Annotated in this window: 20 protein-coding genes; 6 read left to right on the top strand and 14 right to left on the bottom strand. The window is 41.7% G+C overall.

The genetic code is table 11. The annotated features are described in order from the left end of the window. The first annotated feature begins 314 nt into the window (after positions 1 to 314). Entirely contained in the window at positions 315 to 1,670 is a 1,356-nt protein-coding gene (locus tag ED605_RS08410; protein ID WP_121978460.1) for a threonine/serine exporter family protein, read from the top strand. Positions 1,671 to 1,774: 104 nt separating this feature from the next. Here the strand turns inward: ED605_RS08410 and ED605_RS08405 are convergent, their stop codons facing one another. The 4 genes from ED605_RS08405 to ED605_RS08390 form a co-directional block, all read right to left on the bottom strand. After that, complete coding sequence (locus ED605_RS08405; protein ID WP_121978459.1) at positions 1,775 to 1,954, bottom strand: hypothetical protein; 180 nt, start codon at positions 1,952 to 1,954, stop codon at positions 1,775 to 1,777. Between the two features lie 190 nt (positions 1,955 to 2,144). Beyond that, positions 2,145 to 2,597 carry a CopY/TcrY family copper transport repressor gene (locus ED605_RS08400; RefSeq protein WP_121978458.1) on the bottom strand — a complete coding sequence of 151 codons (453 nt, stop codon included), beginning with the start codon at positions 2,595 to 2,597 and terminating at the stop codon, positions 2,145 to 2,147. Positions 2,598 to 2,783: 186 nt separating this feature from the next. Continuing rightward, entirely contained in the window at positions 2,784 to 2,954 is a 171-nt protein-coding gene (locus ED605_RS08395; RefSeq protein ID WP_225419094.1) for a hypothetical protein, read from the bottom strand. A gap of 15 nt (positions 2,955 to 2,969) precedes the next feature. Beyond that, the gene (locus tag ED605_RS08390) at positions 2,970 to 3,986 is read right to left on the bottom strand and encodes an aldo/keto reductase (RefSeq protein WP_121978457.1); all 1,017 of its coding nucleotides are present in this window, start codon (positions 3,984 to 3,986) and stop codon (positions 2,970 to 2,972) included. A gap of 112 nt (positions 3,987 to 4,098) precedes the next feature. Here ED605_RS08390 and ED605_RS08385 point away from each other — a divergent pair, with 112 nt between their 5' ends. Then, a complete protein-coding gene (locus ED605_RS08385; protein WP_121978456.1) occupies positions 4,099 to 4,512 on the top strand; it encodes a MerR family transcriptional regulator in 414 nt (137 codons plus the stop codon). Positions 4,513 to 4,568: 56 nt separating this feature from the next. Here ED605_RS08385 and ED605_RS08380 read toward each other — a convergent pair whose 3' ends face one another. The 6 genes from ED605_RS08380 to ED605_RS08355 form a co-directional block, all read right to left on the bottom strand. After that, a complete protein-coding gene (locus ED605_RS08380) occupies positions 4,569 to 5,549 on the bottom strand; it encodes an FAD:protein FMN transferase (protein ID WP_121978474.1) in 981 nt (326 codons plus the stop codon). Positions 5,550 to 5,576: 27 nt separating this feature from the next. Next, entirely contained in the window at positions 5,577 to 5,936 is a 360-nt protein-coding gene (locus ED605_RS08375) for an ArsR/SmtB family transcription factor (protein ID WP_121978455.1), read from the bottom strand. Positions 5,937 to 6,004: 68 nt separating this feature from the next. Further along, positions 6,005 to 6,631 (bottom strand): cation efflux transmembrane domain-containing protein, encoded by a 627-nt coding sequence (locus tag ED605_RS08370; protein WP_121978454.1) that lies wholly within the window; start codon positions 6,629 to 6,631, stop codon positions 6,005 to 6,007. Between the two features lie 458 nt (positions 6,632 to 7,089). After that, positions 7,090 to 7,326 carry a hypothetical protein gene (locus tag ED605_RS08365; protein WP_121978453.1) on the bottom strand — a complete coding sequence of 79 codons (237 nt, stop codon included), beginning with the start codon at positions 7,324 to 7,326 and terminating at the stop codon, positions 7,090 to 7,092. Positions 7,327 to 7,581: 255 nt separating this feature from the next. Further along, positions 7,582 to 8,412, bottom strand: coding sequence for a hypothetical protein (locus ED605_RS08360; protein WP_225419093.1), 831 nt, complete (start codon positions 8,410 to 8,412; stop codon positions 7,582 to 7,584). A 5-nt stretch (positions 8,413 to 8,417) separates the two neighbouring features. After that, positions 8,418 to 9,248 (bottom strand): hypothetical protein, encoded by an 831-nt coding sequence (locus ED605_RS08355; protein WP_121978452.1) that lies wholly within the window; start codon positions 9,246 to 9,248, stop codon positions 8,418 to 8,420. Between the two features lie 253 nt (positions 9,249 to 9,501). Between ED605_RS08355 and ED605_RS08350 the strand changes: the two genes are divergently transcribed. Then, the gene (locus tag ED605_RS08350) at positions 9,502 to 10,062 is read left to right on the top strand and encodes a C40 family peptidase (protein ID WP_121978451.1); all 561 of its coding nucleotides are present in this window, start codon (positions 9,502 to 9,504) and stop codon (positions 10,060 to 10,062) included. A 130-nt stretch (positions 10,063 to 10,192) separates the two neighbouring features. Here the strand turns inward: ED605_RS08350 and ED605_RS08345 are convergent, their stop codons facing one another. Continuing rightward, on the bottom strand, positions 10,193 to 10,918 hold the full coding sequence (locus ED605_RS08345) for a hypothetical protein (protein ID WP_225419091.1): 726 nt from the start codon (positions 10,916 to 10,918) through the stop codon (positions 10,193 to 10,195). A gap of 208 nt (positions 10,919 to 11,126) precedes the next feature. Next, positions 11,127 to 12,569 (bottom strand): arginine-ornithine antiporter, encoded by a 1,443-nt coding sequence (gene arcD, locus ED605_RS08340; RefSeq protein ID WP_121978450.1) that lies wholly within the window; start codon positions 12,567 to 12,569, stop codon positions 11,127 to 11,129. A 320-nt stretch (positions 12,570 to 12,889) separates the two neighbouring features. Here arcD and ED605_RS08335 point away from each other — a divergent pair, with 320 nt between their 5' ends. Together ED605_RS08335 and ED605_RS14625 are read left to right on the top strand one after the other, a co-directional pair. After that, positions 12,890 to 13,393 carry a DNA-3-methyladenine glycosylase I gene (locus ED605_RS08335; protein WP_191981361.1) on the top strand — a complete coding sequence of 168 codons (504 nt, stop codon included), beginning with the start codon at positions 12,890 to 12,892 and terminating at the stop codon, positions 13,391 to 13,393. Positions 13,394 to 13,457: 64 nt separating this feature from the next. After that, positions 13,458 to 13,619: a hypothetical protein gene (locus tag ED605_RS14625; RefSeq protein ID WP_162919781.1), complete on the top strand. Its 162-nt coding sequence runs from the start codon at positions 13,458 to 13,460 to the stop codon at positions 13,617 to 13,619. Between the two features lie 165 nt (positions 13,620 to 13,784). On the opposite strand, the gene ED605_RS08330 is transcribed toward ED605_RS14625, so the two are convergent. Continuing rightward, a complete protein-coding gene (locus ED605_RS08330; RefSeq protein WP_121978448.1) occupies positions 13,785 to 15,662 on the bottom strand; it encodes a DUF5776 domain-containing protein in 1,878 nt (625 codons plus the stop codon). A gap of 229 nt (positions 15,663 to 15,891) precedes the next feature. On the opposite strand from ED605_RS08330, the gene ED605_RS08325 reads away from it, so the two are divergent. Next, the gene (locus ED605_RS08325) at positions 15,892 to 16,359 is read left to right on the top strand and encodes a CinA family protein (protein WP_121978447.1); all 468 of its coding nucleotides are present in this window, start codon (positions 15,892 to 15,894) and stop codon (positions 16,357 to 16,359) included. Between the two features lie 91 nt (positions 16,360 to 16,450). Here ED605_RS08325 and ED605_RS08320 read toward each other — a convergent pair whose 3' ends face one another. Then, complete coding sequence (locus ED605_RS08320) at positions 16,451 to 17,140, bottom strand: 2,3-diphosphoglycerate-dependent phosphoglycerate mutase (protein WP_121978446.1); 690 nt, start codon at positions 17,138 to 17,140, stop codon at positions 16,451 to 16,453. Between the last annotated feature and the right edge of the window lie 610 nt (positions 17,141 to 17,750).

The following is a 17,750-nucleotide window of genomic DNA, read 5'->3' as shown; positions in this document are numbered from 1 at the left end:
ATGGCAAGATTTCCAAACGAATGAGAGCAACTATTAGTAACAGAAGCGACGTTTACTCACATCGCCGTCATCACTGTCATACCGGAAGGTGCTGGATCAAATGAGAGACTTGCCTAATTCTAAGTGAATAATTATTCTTATAGAATTGTCCAACATTCGAGCGTTAGTTTAACCAATCGTCGCTTTAAGTTTCTTGAAGCCCATTTGAAAAGGGTTTCACGTTAACACTCTCTTGAATTCGGCTTTGAAGTGCGACTATAATTAATGAATTGTGAGGATTATCAGATCACCAGAGTCTAATTTGGAGGGTTAACATGGATAACGACAATCAATCAAAAACGCCAAGAAAATTCCATCTTTCTGAGCGTCATCATATGACAATCCCGTGGAAAAGCTTTATTCAAAATGACAACTTACCGGCTAGAAAGGCCAGTCTTCGTGAACGGGCATCTATTGTGGGGCGCATCGGGATTATTATGTTATCCTGTGGCACCGGGGCTTGGCGAGTCCGTGACGCAATGGACACAGTGGCCCGTAAATTAGAACTAACCTGTTCGGCAGACATTGGCCTGATTTCACTTGAATTCACGTGTTTTAGTAACGAACATAGTTATACACAGGTTTTATCACTGCCAAATACCGGCGTGAATACCGATAAGCTAAATATTTTGGAAAATTTAGTCAAAAACTTTGATGATGATTTTTCATCCCTAACCGTTCGCCAGATTCATAATATTATTGATGAGGTCCAACAGCGTCCCAAACAATATTCACCCTTGATTTCCGGATTAGCTGCCGCCTTGGCCTGCAGTGCCTTTATTTTTCTACTTGGCGGTGGCATTCCCGAAATGGTGTGTTCTTTTATTGGTGCCGGAATCGGCAACTGGACCCGAGCAATGATGGGTAAACACGCTATGACAACCGTTGCCAGCATTTCCATTAGTGTGGCGATTGCCTGTCTAAGCTATATGTATACATTTAAAATTTTTGAATTCTACTTTCAAGTGCTTGCTCAACACGAAGCCGGTTACATTGGCGCAATGCTGTTTGTAATTCCCGGTTTCCCTTTCATTACCAGTATGCTGGATATTTCCAAATTGGATATGCGCTCCGGTCTGGAACGCTTAGCTTATGCAATCATGATTACCTTAATTGCCACCTTAGTTGGTTGGCTGGTTGCCCTAATCTTTAACTTCCGGCCAGCCGATTTTCTACCGCTGGGACTTTCACCAATCATGCTCATGTTGTTGAGGTTACCCGCCAGTTTTTGCGGTGTCTTTGGTTTTTCAATTATGTTCAATAGTTCCAAAAAGATGGCAATGGTGGCTGGGTTTATTGGTGCACTGGCTAATACCCTGCGGCTTGAACTGGTTGACTTAACGCCGATGCCACCGGCTGCCGCGGCCTTTTTTGGTGCGCTGTTAGCCGGCCTAATTGCTTCCGTCGTTAACCGCTATAACGGTTATCCCCGCATTTCGCTAACTGTTCCATCCATTGTGATCATGGTCCCCGGTTTGTACATTTACCGGGCAATTTACATGATTGGGACCAATCAAATTGCGGTTGGTGCCCTTTGGCTGACAAAAGCGGCTTTGATTATCATGTTCCTGCCACTCGGATTGTTTGTTGCCCGAGCACTGTTAGATAAAGAATGGCGACATTTCGATTAACCGCAAAACCAACCATCTCAGTTCAAAAAAAGAAGTGATTAAGATAATTGCAATTATCCTAGTCACTTCTTTTTTAAGTTAACTCACGATAGTGCCACTAACTGCTAGTTAACGTGATGTCTCGATCGGCCGTTGGTTTGTCCCTTATCCAAAATCTCGGGCTCATCATTTCGGGCATATTCCCGTTGACGACCAAATTGATCGGTACTGCGATTTTGATTAGTAGTCGAACGAGAAATGATGTAATAAGCAGCAATCCCTGCCAATAGAAGTAATGTAATCATTGAGAAACCTCTCTTTTAAAATCTAATTTAAGTTTTTATTGATTATCAAACCATCTTGATAATTGAATTCAGTTTAATCCAAATCATGGAAGAGTCAAGCGATTTGTTAACCCAACTTATCTAAAACCGTTGACTAGCTGTTAAATCAGCCTTCGCAGCCAATTAAGTAAGTTTAAAGATTTTTAAATCACTAATCACAGCCACAACCAGCGTCTGCCATCATTTCCTCAGGCAAACAGTTACACTTAACTTGAGTCGGTGCTGTTTTGGCTTTTTCTGCCAATAATGCCTGTAAGTTTTTAATATCATCCTGCGACAGATCTCTGGACTTAATAACCGCTGCCAAGGCGTCACCGGCACGCATTGCACACATGTGGTCAAACAAGTTAACGGCTGCTTTTCCCATTGAATCCCGTTCATCAACAGCCGGTTCGTATTCAAATGGCCGACCACTGCCGACTCGGGTCACAGCTTTCTTGGTAATCAACCGGTGAAGCAGCGTTTTAGTCGTTGACTCTGACCACTTTCGGGCCGAGGCCATTGCTTCAATTAACTGCCGACTGGTTACCCGTTTCAAAGTCCAAATTGCTCTCATAACTTCCCATTCGGAATCGGAAATTGTCACGTCTTTTGCATCAATCATTTTTAAAGCCCCTTTAATTGTCTGAACTCTTTATACTAATTTAATTGCACATATCCACTATCACTTAGTTTACAATTGTAGTCATTAAAAAGCAAGGTCTGAGCTCAATGATCAATAACGAAAAATGAACGTACTTAAAAAACCACCTCAAGTTTGGTCATTGAGATGGTTTTAGTCAAAAGTAATCTATAGAGTTGATTCAACGACTTTGGTGCTATCGTTTAACGTTTCCTTATTGAGACTGTCAATTCGTCTGGCGGTGATTAAGCCGGCAACGATACTGTCATTCACGTTAACCAGAGTTCGAGCCATGTCAACAATCGGATCAATGGCAATAATGATGCCCATAATAGCCACTGGCAATATCCCACTCTAATGGGCACCCCAGTCAATTTTTGTCTGCGTCGCCAAAATTCGATCAATTTCAGATAATTCAGCCTCACTAAAGTCCAAGTGATCCAGCGCTTTCACGTTATCAATTAATTGCTGCGGTCGACTGGCCCCTACCAAGACACTGGCGATTTCCGGTTCCCGAAGATTCCAGGCAAGCGCCATTTCTGCCAATGTTTGTCCCCGCCTTTTGGCGACTTCATTCAGTTTTCGAACTGTTTTGATGGTTTCGTCAACCTGCAATGGATGCAAAAATGGACTGGTTGACTTGGCTGCTCGAGAATTCTTAGGAATCCCGTTTAAATATTTATCCGTCAAAAGTCCCTGAGATAGCGAACTGAAACTAACCGCTGCCTTTCCTGTTTTACGCAGTACCGGTAACAAGTCCTTTTCAATGGTCCGATCAAAGAGATTATAACGCGGTTGGTGGATGACAAATGGCGTGTGAAGAGTCTTAAAAATTTTAGCAATTTCAGCTGTTTGCTGACCGTTATAATTGGAAATTCCAACGTAAAGAGTCTTACCTGTCTTAACTAATTGATCCAAAGCCAACGCGGTTTCTTCAACCGGGGTTTGTGGATCAGGACGATGTGAGTAAAAGATGTCAACATAGTCCAACCCCAGCCGGGTTAAACTTTGGTTGGCACTGGCAATAATGCTTTTCCGCGACCCCCAATCCCCGTATGGCCCCGCCCACATTTTGTAGCCGGCCTTACTGGCAATAATCATCTCATCCCGGTAACTTTTCATATCCTGTGCCATGATCCGACCGAAATTGGTTTCGGCACTGCCAGGAACCGGGCCATAATTATTAGCTAAATCAAAATAAGTCATCCCAAGATCAAAAGCCTGATGAATAATGGCTCGCTGATTCTCGTAGGGATCAACACTGCCAAAATTATGCCAAAGTCCCAATCCCAGTGCAGACAATTTCAGCCCGCTCTTGCCAACCCGGTTATAAATCATTTTGTCATACCGATGCGCATTTGCTTGATACATATTAGACGCTCCATTTCTAAAATTAAATTGCTTTCTGTTCAGTTTTTCTTTATCCTTAGTATCAGCATACAACTTCAAGTTAGCTTGAAGTAAAGAAAGAAGCGAATCAAATTTGAAAACCTATTCAATCAGTGAGGTGGCTAAAATGTACCATCTCCCAACAACTACACTTCGATATTACGAAGATCTGGGACTCTTATTTAACGTAGCCCGTCAAGGGAATCGGCGGGTTTATAATGAGCAACATCTGGCAAGATTGAGTGCCATCTGCTGCTTCAAAAATACCGGAATGACTCTCAGTGAACTCCAAGCACTATTTGGCTATGATAAACACGGCAACGGCCTGAATCAAATTATTGCGCTACTCGACCGGCACGATAAAGAAGTTGATCAAAAATTAAAACTGCTTGAACAAAATCATCAGCAAATCAAACGCAAATTACATTTCTATCAAGATATTCGAACTGCTGAACAAGCGGGGTCTCCTTCGCCAGACTGGGCAGATTACCGTTCAAAAATTTTCTAGATTCTAAAAAATGATTGGCAGCTACGCTATGACGCGTTTACTACCAATCATTTATTTTAGGGTAACTTTTCTATCTGATAACGATCGTCCAAAAGGGTCACTGTCGCCTTTTCAAGGCCCACAATCGTGACATGTTTGTCCTTTGTCACAAAAACAGCTCCCATAATGTCCGGTCGATCAACCGCCCAATTGGCAAGCGGCTTGCCGGCAAAGAACAATCTGGCCGTTTCAATTTCACCATCAATCGACTTTTTCGAAAAAATCGTCACGCTGGCTAACTCATTTTGTTTGGGATAGCCGGTGTGCGGATCTAAAATATGATGATACGAGTGGCCATTAACTTCCAGGTGACGTTCATAAATCCCACTGGTCACTGCCGAACAAGGCCCCGTCGCCACGTTCAAAATCGACTGACCACGTTTGGCCGATGGATCTTGGATGCCAATTCGCCATTTATGATCAGCGTGAATCGGCGAGTCCCCAATCAATAAAAGATTACCGCCAAGATCAATAATTCCCGCTCGTCGACCATAAGCCTGCCAAAAATCGGCAACTCGATCCGCAATATATCCTTTGGCAATGCCACCCAAATCCAGCTGCATTCCCGACCGCTTTAAAAAGATGGTTAAATTCTGGTCATTGAACTCGGCTTGCTTTGGATCAATTAACTTCAATCTTTCCTGAATCGCTGTTTGATCAGGAACATGCGCACCTTCAAAACCGATTTGCCAAAGTTTAACCAATGGTCCAATCGTTGCGTTAAAACCAAATTGCTGACGACTCAACTGAATAGCCCGTTTAGTCAGTGTATAGGTCGCGTCTGAAACCTGAACCGGGTGTTGGCCGGCCGCCTGATTAACAGCCATCACTTCTGAATGCGGCCGATTAACCGTCAATCGATCTTCATAATAAGCAATGAGTTGATTAGTCGCGTCAAGTTGTGAGGCGGAAGTTTCACCGTATAACGTTAAATTAATCTTGGTTCCCAAGCCATAGTATGTTTTAGTAGTTTTGACCCGGGCCAGCGCTTCTTTCATCATTAATTTTCCCAATCCTTTTATCTCCTAATGACCATGAGTCTTGCCACGCATGACGTGATCAGCATGTTCCAGCATCTCATTGATCACGTCTAAAATATGAGGATCATCCAACCGATAATAATTTGCTTTACCCACGCGCTCTGAACTTACCAGCTGGTGCTTTCTAAGTAACGCTAGTTGATGAGAAACAACGGATTGCTCTAATCCCAATAGGTTACCAATTTCGCCAACATTCAATTCACGCTGTTCTAGAATCTTTAACATTTGGAGTCGTGTCCGGTTGCTAAGCAGTTTAAAAATTCGTTCTGACTCCGCTAAATGTTTTTCATCAATTAAATCAATATCAGCTAACGACGCTTCTTCGGTCAAATTTGCCACTCCCATCGTCAATTCACAATAACCATGCTGCTTATTATACCATCTCTTGAAAATTGTTTAAGTCAGCATTCACTTTAAGCACCTCGTCGGCCTTCCTGAAAGGATTCCCAGCCTTCACTGGCAATGAAGTATACTAAGACCAACGCGGCCACTGAATCGGCCCACCACCAGTTAAACAGAAATGTCAGTAAGCCACCAATCAAGACTGTTGCGGCCATGTAGGCACAGGTAATATTACACATCCCATCTTCAACTAAGGCATCCGAATGAAGTTGTTTGCCTAGCGCCCGCTTCTTGAACATTAACACCGGCATTAAAGCAACCGAAGCCAAGGCAATGGCAATCCCGGAATAGCTGGTATCGGCTGCCTGATGTGTCACTAAATTAACGAGTGACACTAAAACTACGTACACGGATAGTCCTAATAACACAATGCCAACAATTAACGATGATCGCTTCTCAGCCCGCTCAACAACTTCAGGATCAGCCTCGGTTGCTTCTTTACGCAAACGCCAAATTAGCGTTCCACCTGAAATAATTTCTAAAAAGCTATCCAACCCAAACGCAATCAAAAGGATCGAACCAGCTTTTAAGCCCGAAACCAAGCCCACTAGAAATTCAAAGGCCATCCAACCAGTTGAAAAATATTCCGTTCGCAAACTGCTTGAAACTAGACGGGTTTTCTGAATTTCTTTTTCCATTTTGTATCCCCTTAATATGTTATACTATTCATATGTTAACTATAACATATTTCCGGTTAAATGCCACCATTTCTTTAATATCGTCGTAGTAATAGCTGACAAAAATTAACCGTTGGAAAGTTAACCCCTGCCTTACTTTGACATTCTTTAAAAATTAATAAATTACTTCTAGCGATGTGTTATAGTTTATGATATAATACTAATTGTTCAGAACATTGTTACTTGATTAATAAATATGAATATATGTAAATTTTATCTCCTTTTAATTTAGCTGAGATTATCCCGTTTTATACTAATTGCCAACTATTTTCCAATTAATCCTCTAACAATATTCTGAACACTAAAAGCTGACCACAGATGGAAATTTGTGGTCAGCTTTTAGTTTGTCGAATAAGGGGCTTGATTCTGTCGATCGTTGATTAATTGATATATACAGACATTCAACATTTCTCCATATATCAATCAATCAGCTTGATCTTAAATTCTTCCGGACCGTCGATTGAAGCCACTTTTACCACTAACCCATCCGGTAACGTTGGTGCATCATACCAAAAATCATGATGTTCATGAGCTTGGAACGTAAAGGAATAACGAAACAGATTCCCTTGACGTTTAACAAACAGATAGCCGGGTTTTCCATCTGAAAGTTTAAGTGGTTGAGCTTGATTATTATTGCGAACCAGCAGTTCGGTCATTTTCTCACCTCCCCGCTTTTATAATAACAAGTTTTCAATAATAAGCAACAAAAAGTTTCGGTATCCCTTAACTATTTTTTAGGGGGTACCGATTTATTGCCGATATTAAGCCCAAAGAAGTGGGTTCCAAAAAATTCATTTTGAGTTACGATGACTTATCAATGTGGCTAAACTGGCGATTAAACACAGATTTTTAGCCTCGCAAACCTACTACCTAAAATGCTTCAGACAGATTCTCGACTGTTATCAATTGTTTTAAAACAAAACTTCCGTATGCATATAATAATTCTGCTGGTTGATTAAATACCGTTCCGACACTTCCACGGAGTCAACGTATTGTGACTGACCTTCTTCAGGAATCACCGTTATGGCATGGTTGCCGGTCCGAGTCACTAATAAGCGATAACGATCCTTACCAGTTTTTGCCACTTTGCTAAGCGGTGCCCCTTTGACGTTGTTCATGACGTAAAAATTCGTAGTCTGCCCGTTCACAACCGTTTTTCGGATTTTTGCATAGCCGACCGGTTTGGGTGCATATGCCTGAAAGACTTTGACCTTTGAATAAGCTTCCAGATAGCCATCTACCGTAATTTTGACACCACTGGCCTTAGCACTGGTTTCATTAACTGGCCATTTGATTCCCTGCCATAAATTACCATCAGCAATGTAATCTCCGGCAGAGCGCTGATCCGGCTTAGAAACGTGATAGAAAGCTAAATACTGAGGCACTGCCACTTTTTTAAAATCACGGGTGGTAGCCCAAATACCGGCTGTTAAATTTGGTTTTCCCTTAGCTTTATAAAACGGTTTTCGGAGTCGGTAACTCATCATGTCCATGTCAATCGTAAAATAGGGATGGTGGGTTTTCTTACTTTTAGCGGCTGCGGCTACCTGAACAACGGTGCCTTTAGGTAAAGTAATTTTAGTGTTTTTATAGTATGAATTAGTAACCGTCACTTTTCGCCTGGTTTGCAGATAATCTCGCTTGGCAACCTTCAAATAAGAACTCTTGGCTTGAACAGTCAGCTGTTGTGATAAGCCGACCATCAACATGCCGATGGTCAAGGCTAATAAAACTCGACTCATTTTCTTCAAGATTCATTCCCTCCCAGAAATCGGGCACTTTCAATCGCCATGTAATAAGTCGTTTTTCCCAACTGATAAATTTCATTGAGGATGACTTGCGTTGCCTGATCGCTATTTGGAATTGCCGTAGCGGTCGTTTCACCGGTCCGAGTGATGATCAGCCGATAGCGGTTGGCCCCCTTCGCAGCAACTTTAGTCATTGGTAGCGTTGACAATCGCGTTTTAAAATACAGTCGCAACTGCCGCGACTTTTGATTCAAAACCGACTTCTGAATTTTAAGCAACTGATTTGGCTTAGGGCTCACTTGATAGTGATAAGCTGACTGCTTAAAAAACTCCAAGTAACCGTCAGTTGTGATGGTCACCCTGGTGCCGGTTACCTGATCATAATCAGCCGGTAAAGACTGGCCCAGCCAAAGATCCCCACTGGCAATATAGGTTCGTAGCTGTTGCGTCGGATAATGCCTGGTTAGCGAATAATATTTTAAATAGGTTGGCTCAGTGGCCTTTTTAAAATTCTTCCCGGTTGCTAAAATCCAGTGACTAACCCGACTATGATTTTGAGAAGTCAGCAGTGGCTTTCGGAGCTGATAGTGCAATCGATTAAGATTTAACGAAACATATTTTTTTCCATGTACATATTTAATTCCTGCAACCAACGTGGTTGTTTTCTTAGGAATCGTTAATTTAACCGTTTTGGGACCATTCGCTGTCTTGATGCTCCGACTCGTTGTTAGAAAACTCCCTTTAACAACCTGGGCACCTTGTACCGGTCGGCTAATCAATAAACTGCCAACTGCTAAACTACTTAATAAAAGCCAAAAGCGTAATCGCATCCCCAATCATCCCCCAATCAATGAAGTTAACTAACTTATATTTTCATCTAAACATCGTTGAAAGGCAAGAAAAGGGGTCGAATAAATCAACCCTTCCACTAAAATTTTAACTAAAAGCATGCAAAATCTTAAACACTATTTCAAGCTGAAAATTTCTGTTAACGGATCACAAATTTTCTGTAACGCCTTTGAAACGTCAATTCGTTAAGATAGGCACCAATAACTTAATCAAGAAATTAATGAGGTGCTACTTTTGAAAATCAGTAAAACAATTTTAAGCTTTGCATTTGCCGGCGCAATTTTCGGGGCAACCGCAGTTAGTGCCAATGCTGCAACACCCGCTCATTCAGTTAATCCAGCTCGAACTACCCAAAGCTACTACAAGCCGGCCACAACTACTCGAACCACTACCACCACAACAACTAAAACAACTACAACAACCAATGACTCAGCCGACGCCGTGGTTAGCCTGGCCAAGCAACTAGCGTCCAAAAATATCCCCTACGTTTGGGGTGGCGAATCATTAAAGGGCATGGATTGCTCCGGCTTAACTGATTACGTTTATCAGCACGCAGCCGGGATCAGTCTCGGTCACTATACGGTGACTCAGGAAAGTCACGTCACTAAAGAAGCCGTTGCCAATGCCAAACCGGGTGACCTTCTTTTCTGGGGTAAATCAGGCGCTACCCACCACGTAGCCATCTATATTGGTAACCAACAATACGTTGCCGCACCACAACCCGGCCAAAACATTGAGATTCAAACCATCAGCAGTTCCTTTATGCCAAGTTTTGCCGGCCACGTTAACGGGTAATTCTAATTATCGTTAAATCACTCAATCGATCACAATTTCCGTGAATCATGGTGATCTTCTCTATTCTTTCTTTAAAAAGTGGGACTCAACGAAGCCTAGCTTAAGCAAAGCTTCGTTGAGTCCCGTTTTTTTAAACACTTTTTGCCGGCGTATAGGTTATTGGCAAGCGACAGTTAAATCCTTTTGACACCTGCTTCAATGTCAATGATCCTTTGGCGCCATTAAATTTCAGCCGTATACTTTGTGGACGCGCTTGATCTGTAAACCTGTCTACTAACACATGAATTGTGAAAACCCGCTTAGTGTGCGGTGCCAATTGCTCAGATTGGCCATCATCAATCACTAATTCATCGGTTCCGGCCAAAGTAGTGCCGTTTGCCAACGCCACTTGCCTAACACCGCCAAAGCTCACCGAATTGTGTGAAAGATTCTTTACTGTGTATCGAACTTTCAAGTAAGTATACGGGTTTACCACTTTATCTAAATTGTAATCACTTGCTGAATTTGTCCGTTGGGCAGCGGTCTTTGGGGTGTTGGTACAAACCTTAGCCCAGTTAATGGTGGTCGTTAACTGCCCTTCTGAAAATACCAAATTTCGCTCAGTCGAAATTCCTTTTAATCGAATCCGCCCGTATTTTGAACTGTCGTAATACTGGCCAATTTTATAAAGAGGTGCATGATCAAGATCATTAGGATCCCGTCGATCCTGTTTATGGCGATCCATCCGATGATGATCCTCCTTTTGAGCCATTTGGGTGCTTGATGAATGATGATCAGCTGGACCAGCGACACTCTGATTAAAAATCAACAGGCCACTAATTAACACAATTAACAGGCCACCTAATCCAATCAACATTAAAAGCCGCCGTTGCTGATACCAACGACTTCTGTGGCGGCCTCTGCGAGGGCTTTTGATAGTAACCCCTTCCTTCCATGTTTTTTAAATATATGTATATCAGAACCATAAACTAATAATAGCATAAAACTTCGAGCTTCGAACCAATTAATTTCGACATAGAAAAAGCCAGCCATTTCAGACTGACTTTTTTTGCAGCTTTTAATTGTTAGACACTAATTCTACCCGTTGTCAGAAGGACGATTCCTAAAACCGCCCCGGTGACAATTGCGGCAGTGACGATGGATTCAAGCTTGGAGAGCCACTGGTCATACCCGGCATCTTTTCGGGTCTTCATAAACAGGAAGAAGCCGGGAATATAGGCAATGGCACACAAAAGAACAAACTGTAAGCCGGCCATATAAATGCCGACACACTCGAAAATTAAAGCCCCAACGCCAATTAGCAGCTGAACCAGATTACCTTTTTCATGCAAATGCCGATAAGCTAATTTAACCTGATAGGCGGCCACAAAGATATAGCAAATCACTATCGCTGCTGTACATAACGAATAGGCAAAATTATAAGCTCGATCAGTAAATAACAGCGTAAATAAGAAAATTTGAATCAGCGCACCACTCACAATTAGGGAAAAGGTCGGCGCACCATGCCGATTTTCTTTGCCAAAAATCGGCGGCAACAAGTGCCGTTTTGCCATCAGCATCACCGTTTCTGCCGGTAACATTGTCCAAGATAGCCATGATCCAAGGGTTGAAATGATCAGCCCAAGACTGATTAGTGCACCACCCCAACTACCAACCATACTCTTGAAAATGTAAACCATAGCTGGCTGATGAATGGTTGTTAACTCAGCCCGACTCAGATAACCATATGGTAAGATAGAAGCCAAAATGTAGATTGCCAATAAACAAGCCAATCCCAGGATAGTTGCTTTACCGGCATCGGATTTTTTCTTAGCCCGCGACGACATCATCGTGGCGCCTTCGATACCAACAAAGACCCACATCATAACCATCATGCAATTTTTAATTTGCGTTCCGATTCCAACCCCGCCATTGAAATGACCACTCAGATTATTCCAAAAATGAGCCGTAAAAACATTGGCTTTGAACAATAAAATTGAAAAAACAATAAACGTGAAAATCGGAATTAATTTACAAATTGTAATCACGGCATTTAAAATTGCGGCGCTTTCCACTCCTCGATTGACAATGTAAGTCAACCCCCACGAGATCAAACTGGCAGTTAAAATTGCCGGCAGATTATTACCAGATTTGAAAACCGGGATAAAGTATCCGACCGCGCTCATCATCACGGTCGCAAAGGCGACATTGCCCATCCAGGAAGACAACCAGTACCCCCATCCGCTGATAAAGCCGGCATATTGACCAAAGCCTTCTTCAGCATAGGCAAAGACACCTTCTAAATCCGGTCGTTTCAGCACCAGGTTATTTAGTGAGAGTGCTAACATCAAAATACCAAAGCCCACCAGTCCCCATGCGATTAAAACCGGACCGGGTGAGGCAGCCGTTGCCAAATCTGACGTTAACGCAAACACGCCGGCACCAATTGAAGACGTCACCACCATCGCTGTAAGTGCCGTTAACCCAATGCCACCAGGCTTTTCTTTTTGTTTTCCACGTACTCCCATATTTTGATTCCTTTCAATCCATTTAAAGTCAAAATGTTTAAATAATTGGATTTGGTTATTTTTAATCAATAGTCACGATGATTTTTCAATAAACATTAGAATATCATGAATTGATCAATTAACAAAATAATAACGCCGGTTTAACCCAATCAAATTCAATAACCCGTTTATTTTTGCATACCAACATTAAAAAACGGTAAAAGCACTTCCATTAAACGCTTACAAATGAATTTTAAAAAATAACCGGCACATTTTAAGCCACTGCGAGTCTAAAAAGTGCTATGCTGGCTTCAGCAAACCTAAAGAAGGAGGAATCTTATATGGCGCAACCAACTAATGGTGTCGCATTGTATCATTCACTATTCGGCACGGAAATACACGACCCACGGGTGATGTTTGAAATGTTGACCGTCAACGTGTTTCAACCCGGTCTCAATTGGCGGGTGGCCGCCAGCAAACTACCAGTCTTCGATAAAGTCTTCAAACATTTTGATGTCGCAAAGATTGCTCAATTTGATGAACCTGATTTGGAAGCCCTCGAAGAAAATCCTGAAATGATTCGCAATCCCCGTAAAATTCGGGCGATTGTCCAAAACGCCCAAGCAACTCTCAACTTAAGTCCCGAGTTCAAAGACTTGGCCGATTATCTCTGGTCATTCAAGCCAAAGGATCACTTGGTCAATGGCAAATTAGCCCAGGATTCACGAACCCTTGGCGCACTGGTTGCTAAAGATATGAAGCGACGGGGCTTTACGTTTGTTGGCCCGATCACGGTTGAATTATTATTAGTAGGAACTGGAATTGTCAAGCAAATCAAGCCTTAGCGTCACTGATTTGATCAGATCTAATGATGTCTTTGGATAGAATTGACAGAAAGAAGGATTAACAATGGCTAAACAACCCCGACTTAAAATGATTGCCACCGTTCCCGGAATCGGGCTGGTCGTGGGGACCACCGTTGGCCTTATTTCAAAAAATCTGGTCTATGGAATTGTATTGGGAATTACCTATGACGCCTTGATTGACACGCTATCAGACCACAAGTCCTAAACTATTTAAGAGGATTATCAAAGATTTCATTTTAACTTTAAAAAGGCCCTGTCATATCAGCTGATTAACCGATATTGACAGAACCTTTTTAAAATAGTTATTTCCCGGTAAAAGATTTCCAATCACATAATGAATTGGCAGCCTATCGTTTGACTGCCGATTCATTTACTTAATTATCTTAATGAAATCCTGGTTCGCTGTTACGTAACCACCCACCACTTGATAGCGTTGGGCCCCAAAGATGGTTGTTGAATACGGGTGAGAATACAGCCACTTTTTCACCCTTAAAGTGGTTCCTCGGTTAATCTTTTTGATTCGTTGGTTAAGATTGGGATTGTGGTGGAGATAGATTGTCCGGTTAGTTTTAATCTTCTTGACTGATGGATAATTACCAGCAATTACGAGCTTTCGATTACCGGTAATATAATGACCGTTTGCTAAACGATACCGCGTTGTCAACCGATGCTTTACGAATCCCGTCACCTTAATTCTGGTTCCCTGCTTAAAATTGCGAACTTTACCCGCTAAGTTTCGACTACGGTATTCATTAACGCCGGTAGGATTAATGACCGTTAACGTTGAGTGCTTAGCCGTATAATAAACTGGTCGAACATATTGCCAGTTAGCAGTAATATACCCTTTTTTACCGGCAGTTGGGCTATGATGATTGACATCGCGAACTCTGTAACGTAACCGACCGGCATTTGAGTACAAGTAATCCGTCACCACAAACATTGGTCGATTAATCCGCGGCTTTTTGACATAGGAGGCAACCCGTTGCGTTTTGCCAAAAGTCGCTTTTTGATACAAATGAATTTTATTCAATGCATAAACTGCCTGACCTTTTTTGGCAATTGATGGGTTTTTGTTAATTTGTGGCGCTTCAGTGACTTCCCTTGACGAAGCACCCGATGGATTATCGGATGTTGAATCAGCTGACGGAACATAAGGATGATCAGACGAAGCCGGCACTTTTGAACTTTCTGAAGATCCAGCACTAGGCGGATTTGCCGAGCTGCTGGAACTTTCAGCTGGCTTCAATGAAAATTCCAAGGTTGGATCAAAACCAGTCCCAGAACCCGGCGCAGCGACTAACCTCAGCTCTAATTTTTTGGCATCGGGAGCGACGTGATTAATGACGACATTTCTTTGTTTAACATCATTTAAATACTTGAAATAGGAATCAACTGTAAAACCATACTTTTTAATTTTATCAATGTAATCCTCATTGTTGTGGTGTTGAACATAATCATCAATATCGCTTTCAACCTGATATTGATTTGGCAGATAAGCAAGGGTAGGCAAACGATAGTCTAACGCTTCCTCGCTATACAGACCAGTTGTGAAATCATGTACTCGAAAATCGTCATATCCGAGTTCACCAAGACCTTCAGATAAAGGAAATTTTGGATTGGACACTGATGTAATTGAAAACCCAATTTTTGATGCACCAAATTTCCAAATATCTTTCAGAGGAATTAAAACTTGCTGCTGGTTATTAACTGAGAGCGTGGGTAATTGACGATTGACAGCTGGATCTGTTTTTTGTTCCCAAGCAGAAATATTTATCGTATTCGCGCTGCTAAAATCAGCAATTTGATTATGATCAAGAAAAACGCCCGCTTCAATCTTGTATTTTTGAAGCAATTGCATTAATTCATTGAAATCTTTCGTATCCAAGCCATCATTAATTAAATACAACACATCTAATTGTTCTTTCTTACTATAAAATTCATTAAACAAGGGTTCCAATACATCTGAAAGATGTCCTGATAATGAAGTTTGATTTTTAACCACCAAAAATGATCGTTTAGCAATGTTCGCATAATTTTTTAAAAGCACATCTTTTAAATCCTCAACAGACATTGATTTATCAAAGTAATTTTCTCCCCTGACAATCGTATTGCCATTAGGCTCGCTATCACTATCATTTTCGGTTTTATCAGCCAGTACAGTTGGAAGATTCACTCTGTTACTTAGTAGCACTCCCCCACTCATTCCCAAGCTTAGACCAATTAATGCGGCCACAACCTTGCCCTTCATCATAAGCCCTCCGTTTCAATTCATATTCTTTCTTACTTATATTTTAACTGATTTTAAAAAATAATGCGATATTTAAGCCTACTATTTATAACCTCCCAAAATGCTGTCTTCATAAGGTATCCAGCCAACTTTAATGCAAATAAAACCACCATTTCTAATAGTTGCAAGATTTCGCTTTCCGTGTAAAACTAATTGAAACATAACCCCATTAACGAACGGAGGAAATTCAATGGACTATCAAAATTTAGTTAGAGTTCTGGCTAAGCAGAAACTAACCCTAACTTGCGCTGAAAGTTTAACTGGTGGTAGTTTTCAAAGCAATCTATGCAAAGTTTCAAATGCTGGAGATATATTTTTAGGTGGTTTCGTCACTTATGCCACCGAAGCTAAAATTAAAATGTTGGGAATTGATTCTGAACTAATCTCAAAATACGGCGTCGTCAGTCAATCAACTGCTAAAGAAATGGCAGCCAAATCTCGTGAGATCCTTCAGGCCGACATTGGCATCAGTTTTACTGGTGTAGCTGGTCCCGACAAATTGGAAAATCAATCAGTCGGCACAGTTTATATTGGTATCTCAACAAGCGCCTCTACCTTTGCCAATCATTACCGGTTTGAAGGCACCAGTACTGATATCGTCGAACAATCCTGTAATGAAGGTCTTAATTTGTTAGCGGCCACTTGTTTAAAAAGCTAAGATGTGACCCTTGGTTGGGACACAAAACGCTTTGAAACCATCATTTTGACATGATGATTTCAAAGCGCTTTTTATGCTAATGATTTTTTGTTTAGTCCAGTTTAGTCTTGTTGGTGACATTTAATTTGTCATCAAAATCGTAAACAACGGGTTCACCGGTTGCCATTTCAAGATTCATAATATCTTCATCCGAAATGTTTTCGATGTATTTAGAAAGCGCACGAAGTGAATTACCGTGGGCTGCGATTACCACATTCTTACCATCAAGCAAAAGTGGTGCAATTTTGTCCTCCCAGTAAGGCATTACTCGTTCAAGCGTCACCTTCAAGTTTTCACCACCGGGAACAATGTGGGGATCAAGGTTGGCATAACGACGATCGTGAACAGCTGAACCCTCATCACTTGCATCCAAAAGTGGTGGCAAAACGTCATATGAACGACGCCAAATGTGAACTTGGTCTTTGCCGTACTTTTCAGCAGCTTTAGCTTTATTATGGCCTTGCAATGCGCCGTAGTGACGCTCGTTTAAACGCCATGTTTTTTCTTCAGGAATCCAAAGTTGATCTGAGTATTCCAACACATAGTGCAGTGTCTTGATCGCACGGGTCAAAACGGAAGTAAACGCATAGTCAAATTCAATCCCGGCTTTTTTAACTAATTTACCGGCATTAATGGCTTGCTTAACGCCTTCTTCACTTAAATCAACGTCTACCCAACCAGTAAATTGATTGGAAAGATTCCATTCACTTTGACCATGACGAATTAAAACAAGTTTTGCCAATATCATTACCTCTTTCTATATCTCTATCAGATTGATTTTACACCAATTCGGGGAAAATTTCAGTATTAATTTTGAGTGAGCGTCATCAAGCGGTTAGCATCTGAAATATAAGGCGTCGATTGGGGAAATCTTAAACTTGGATTTTTTCAATCGATCCCTTATATGGAATGATGCTACTTGATGTAGCTGTCCTAATAACAGTGAGCGTAGTCAAGCGGTTAATTCACGGAGACTAAAGCGTCTCGTGGTGAGAAGCCTGCTATCGGCTTTTTGCCATGAGATCCCTTAGACGCAGTGGATTGCTTGACGTAGCTGTCCTAATAGCAGTGGGCGTCATCAAGCGGTTAGCATCTGAAATATAAGGCGTCGATTGGGGAAATCCTGAACTTGGATTTTTTCAATCGATCCCTTATATGGAATGATGCTGCTTGACGTAGCTGTCCTAATAACAGTGAGCGTAATCAAGCGGTTAATTCACGGAGACTAAGGCGTCTCGTGGTGAGAAGCCTGCTATCGGCTTTTTGTCATGAGATCCCTTAGACGCAGTGGATTGCTTGACGTAGCTGTCCTAATAGCAGTGGGCGTCATCAAGCGGTTAGCATCTGGAATG

The sequence above is a fragment of the Lentilactobacillus raoultii genome, assembly GCF_900411375.1.
In the GTDB taxonomy this organism is placed as follows: Bacteria; Bacillota; Bacilli; order Lactobacillales; family Lactobacillaceae; genus Lentilactobacillus; species Lentilactobacillus raoultii.
This window is presented reverse-complemented; position numbering and strand designations above follow the sequence as displayed.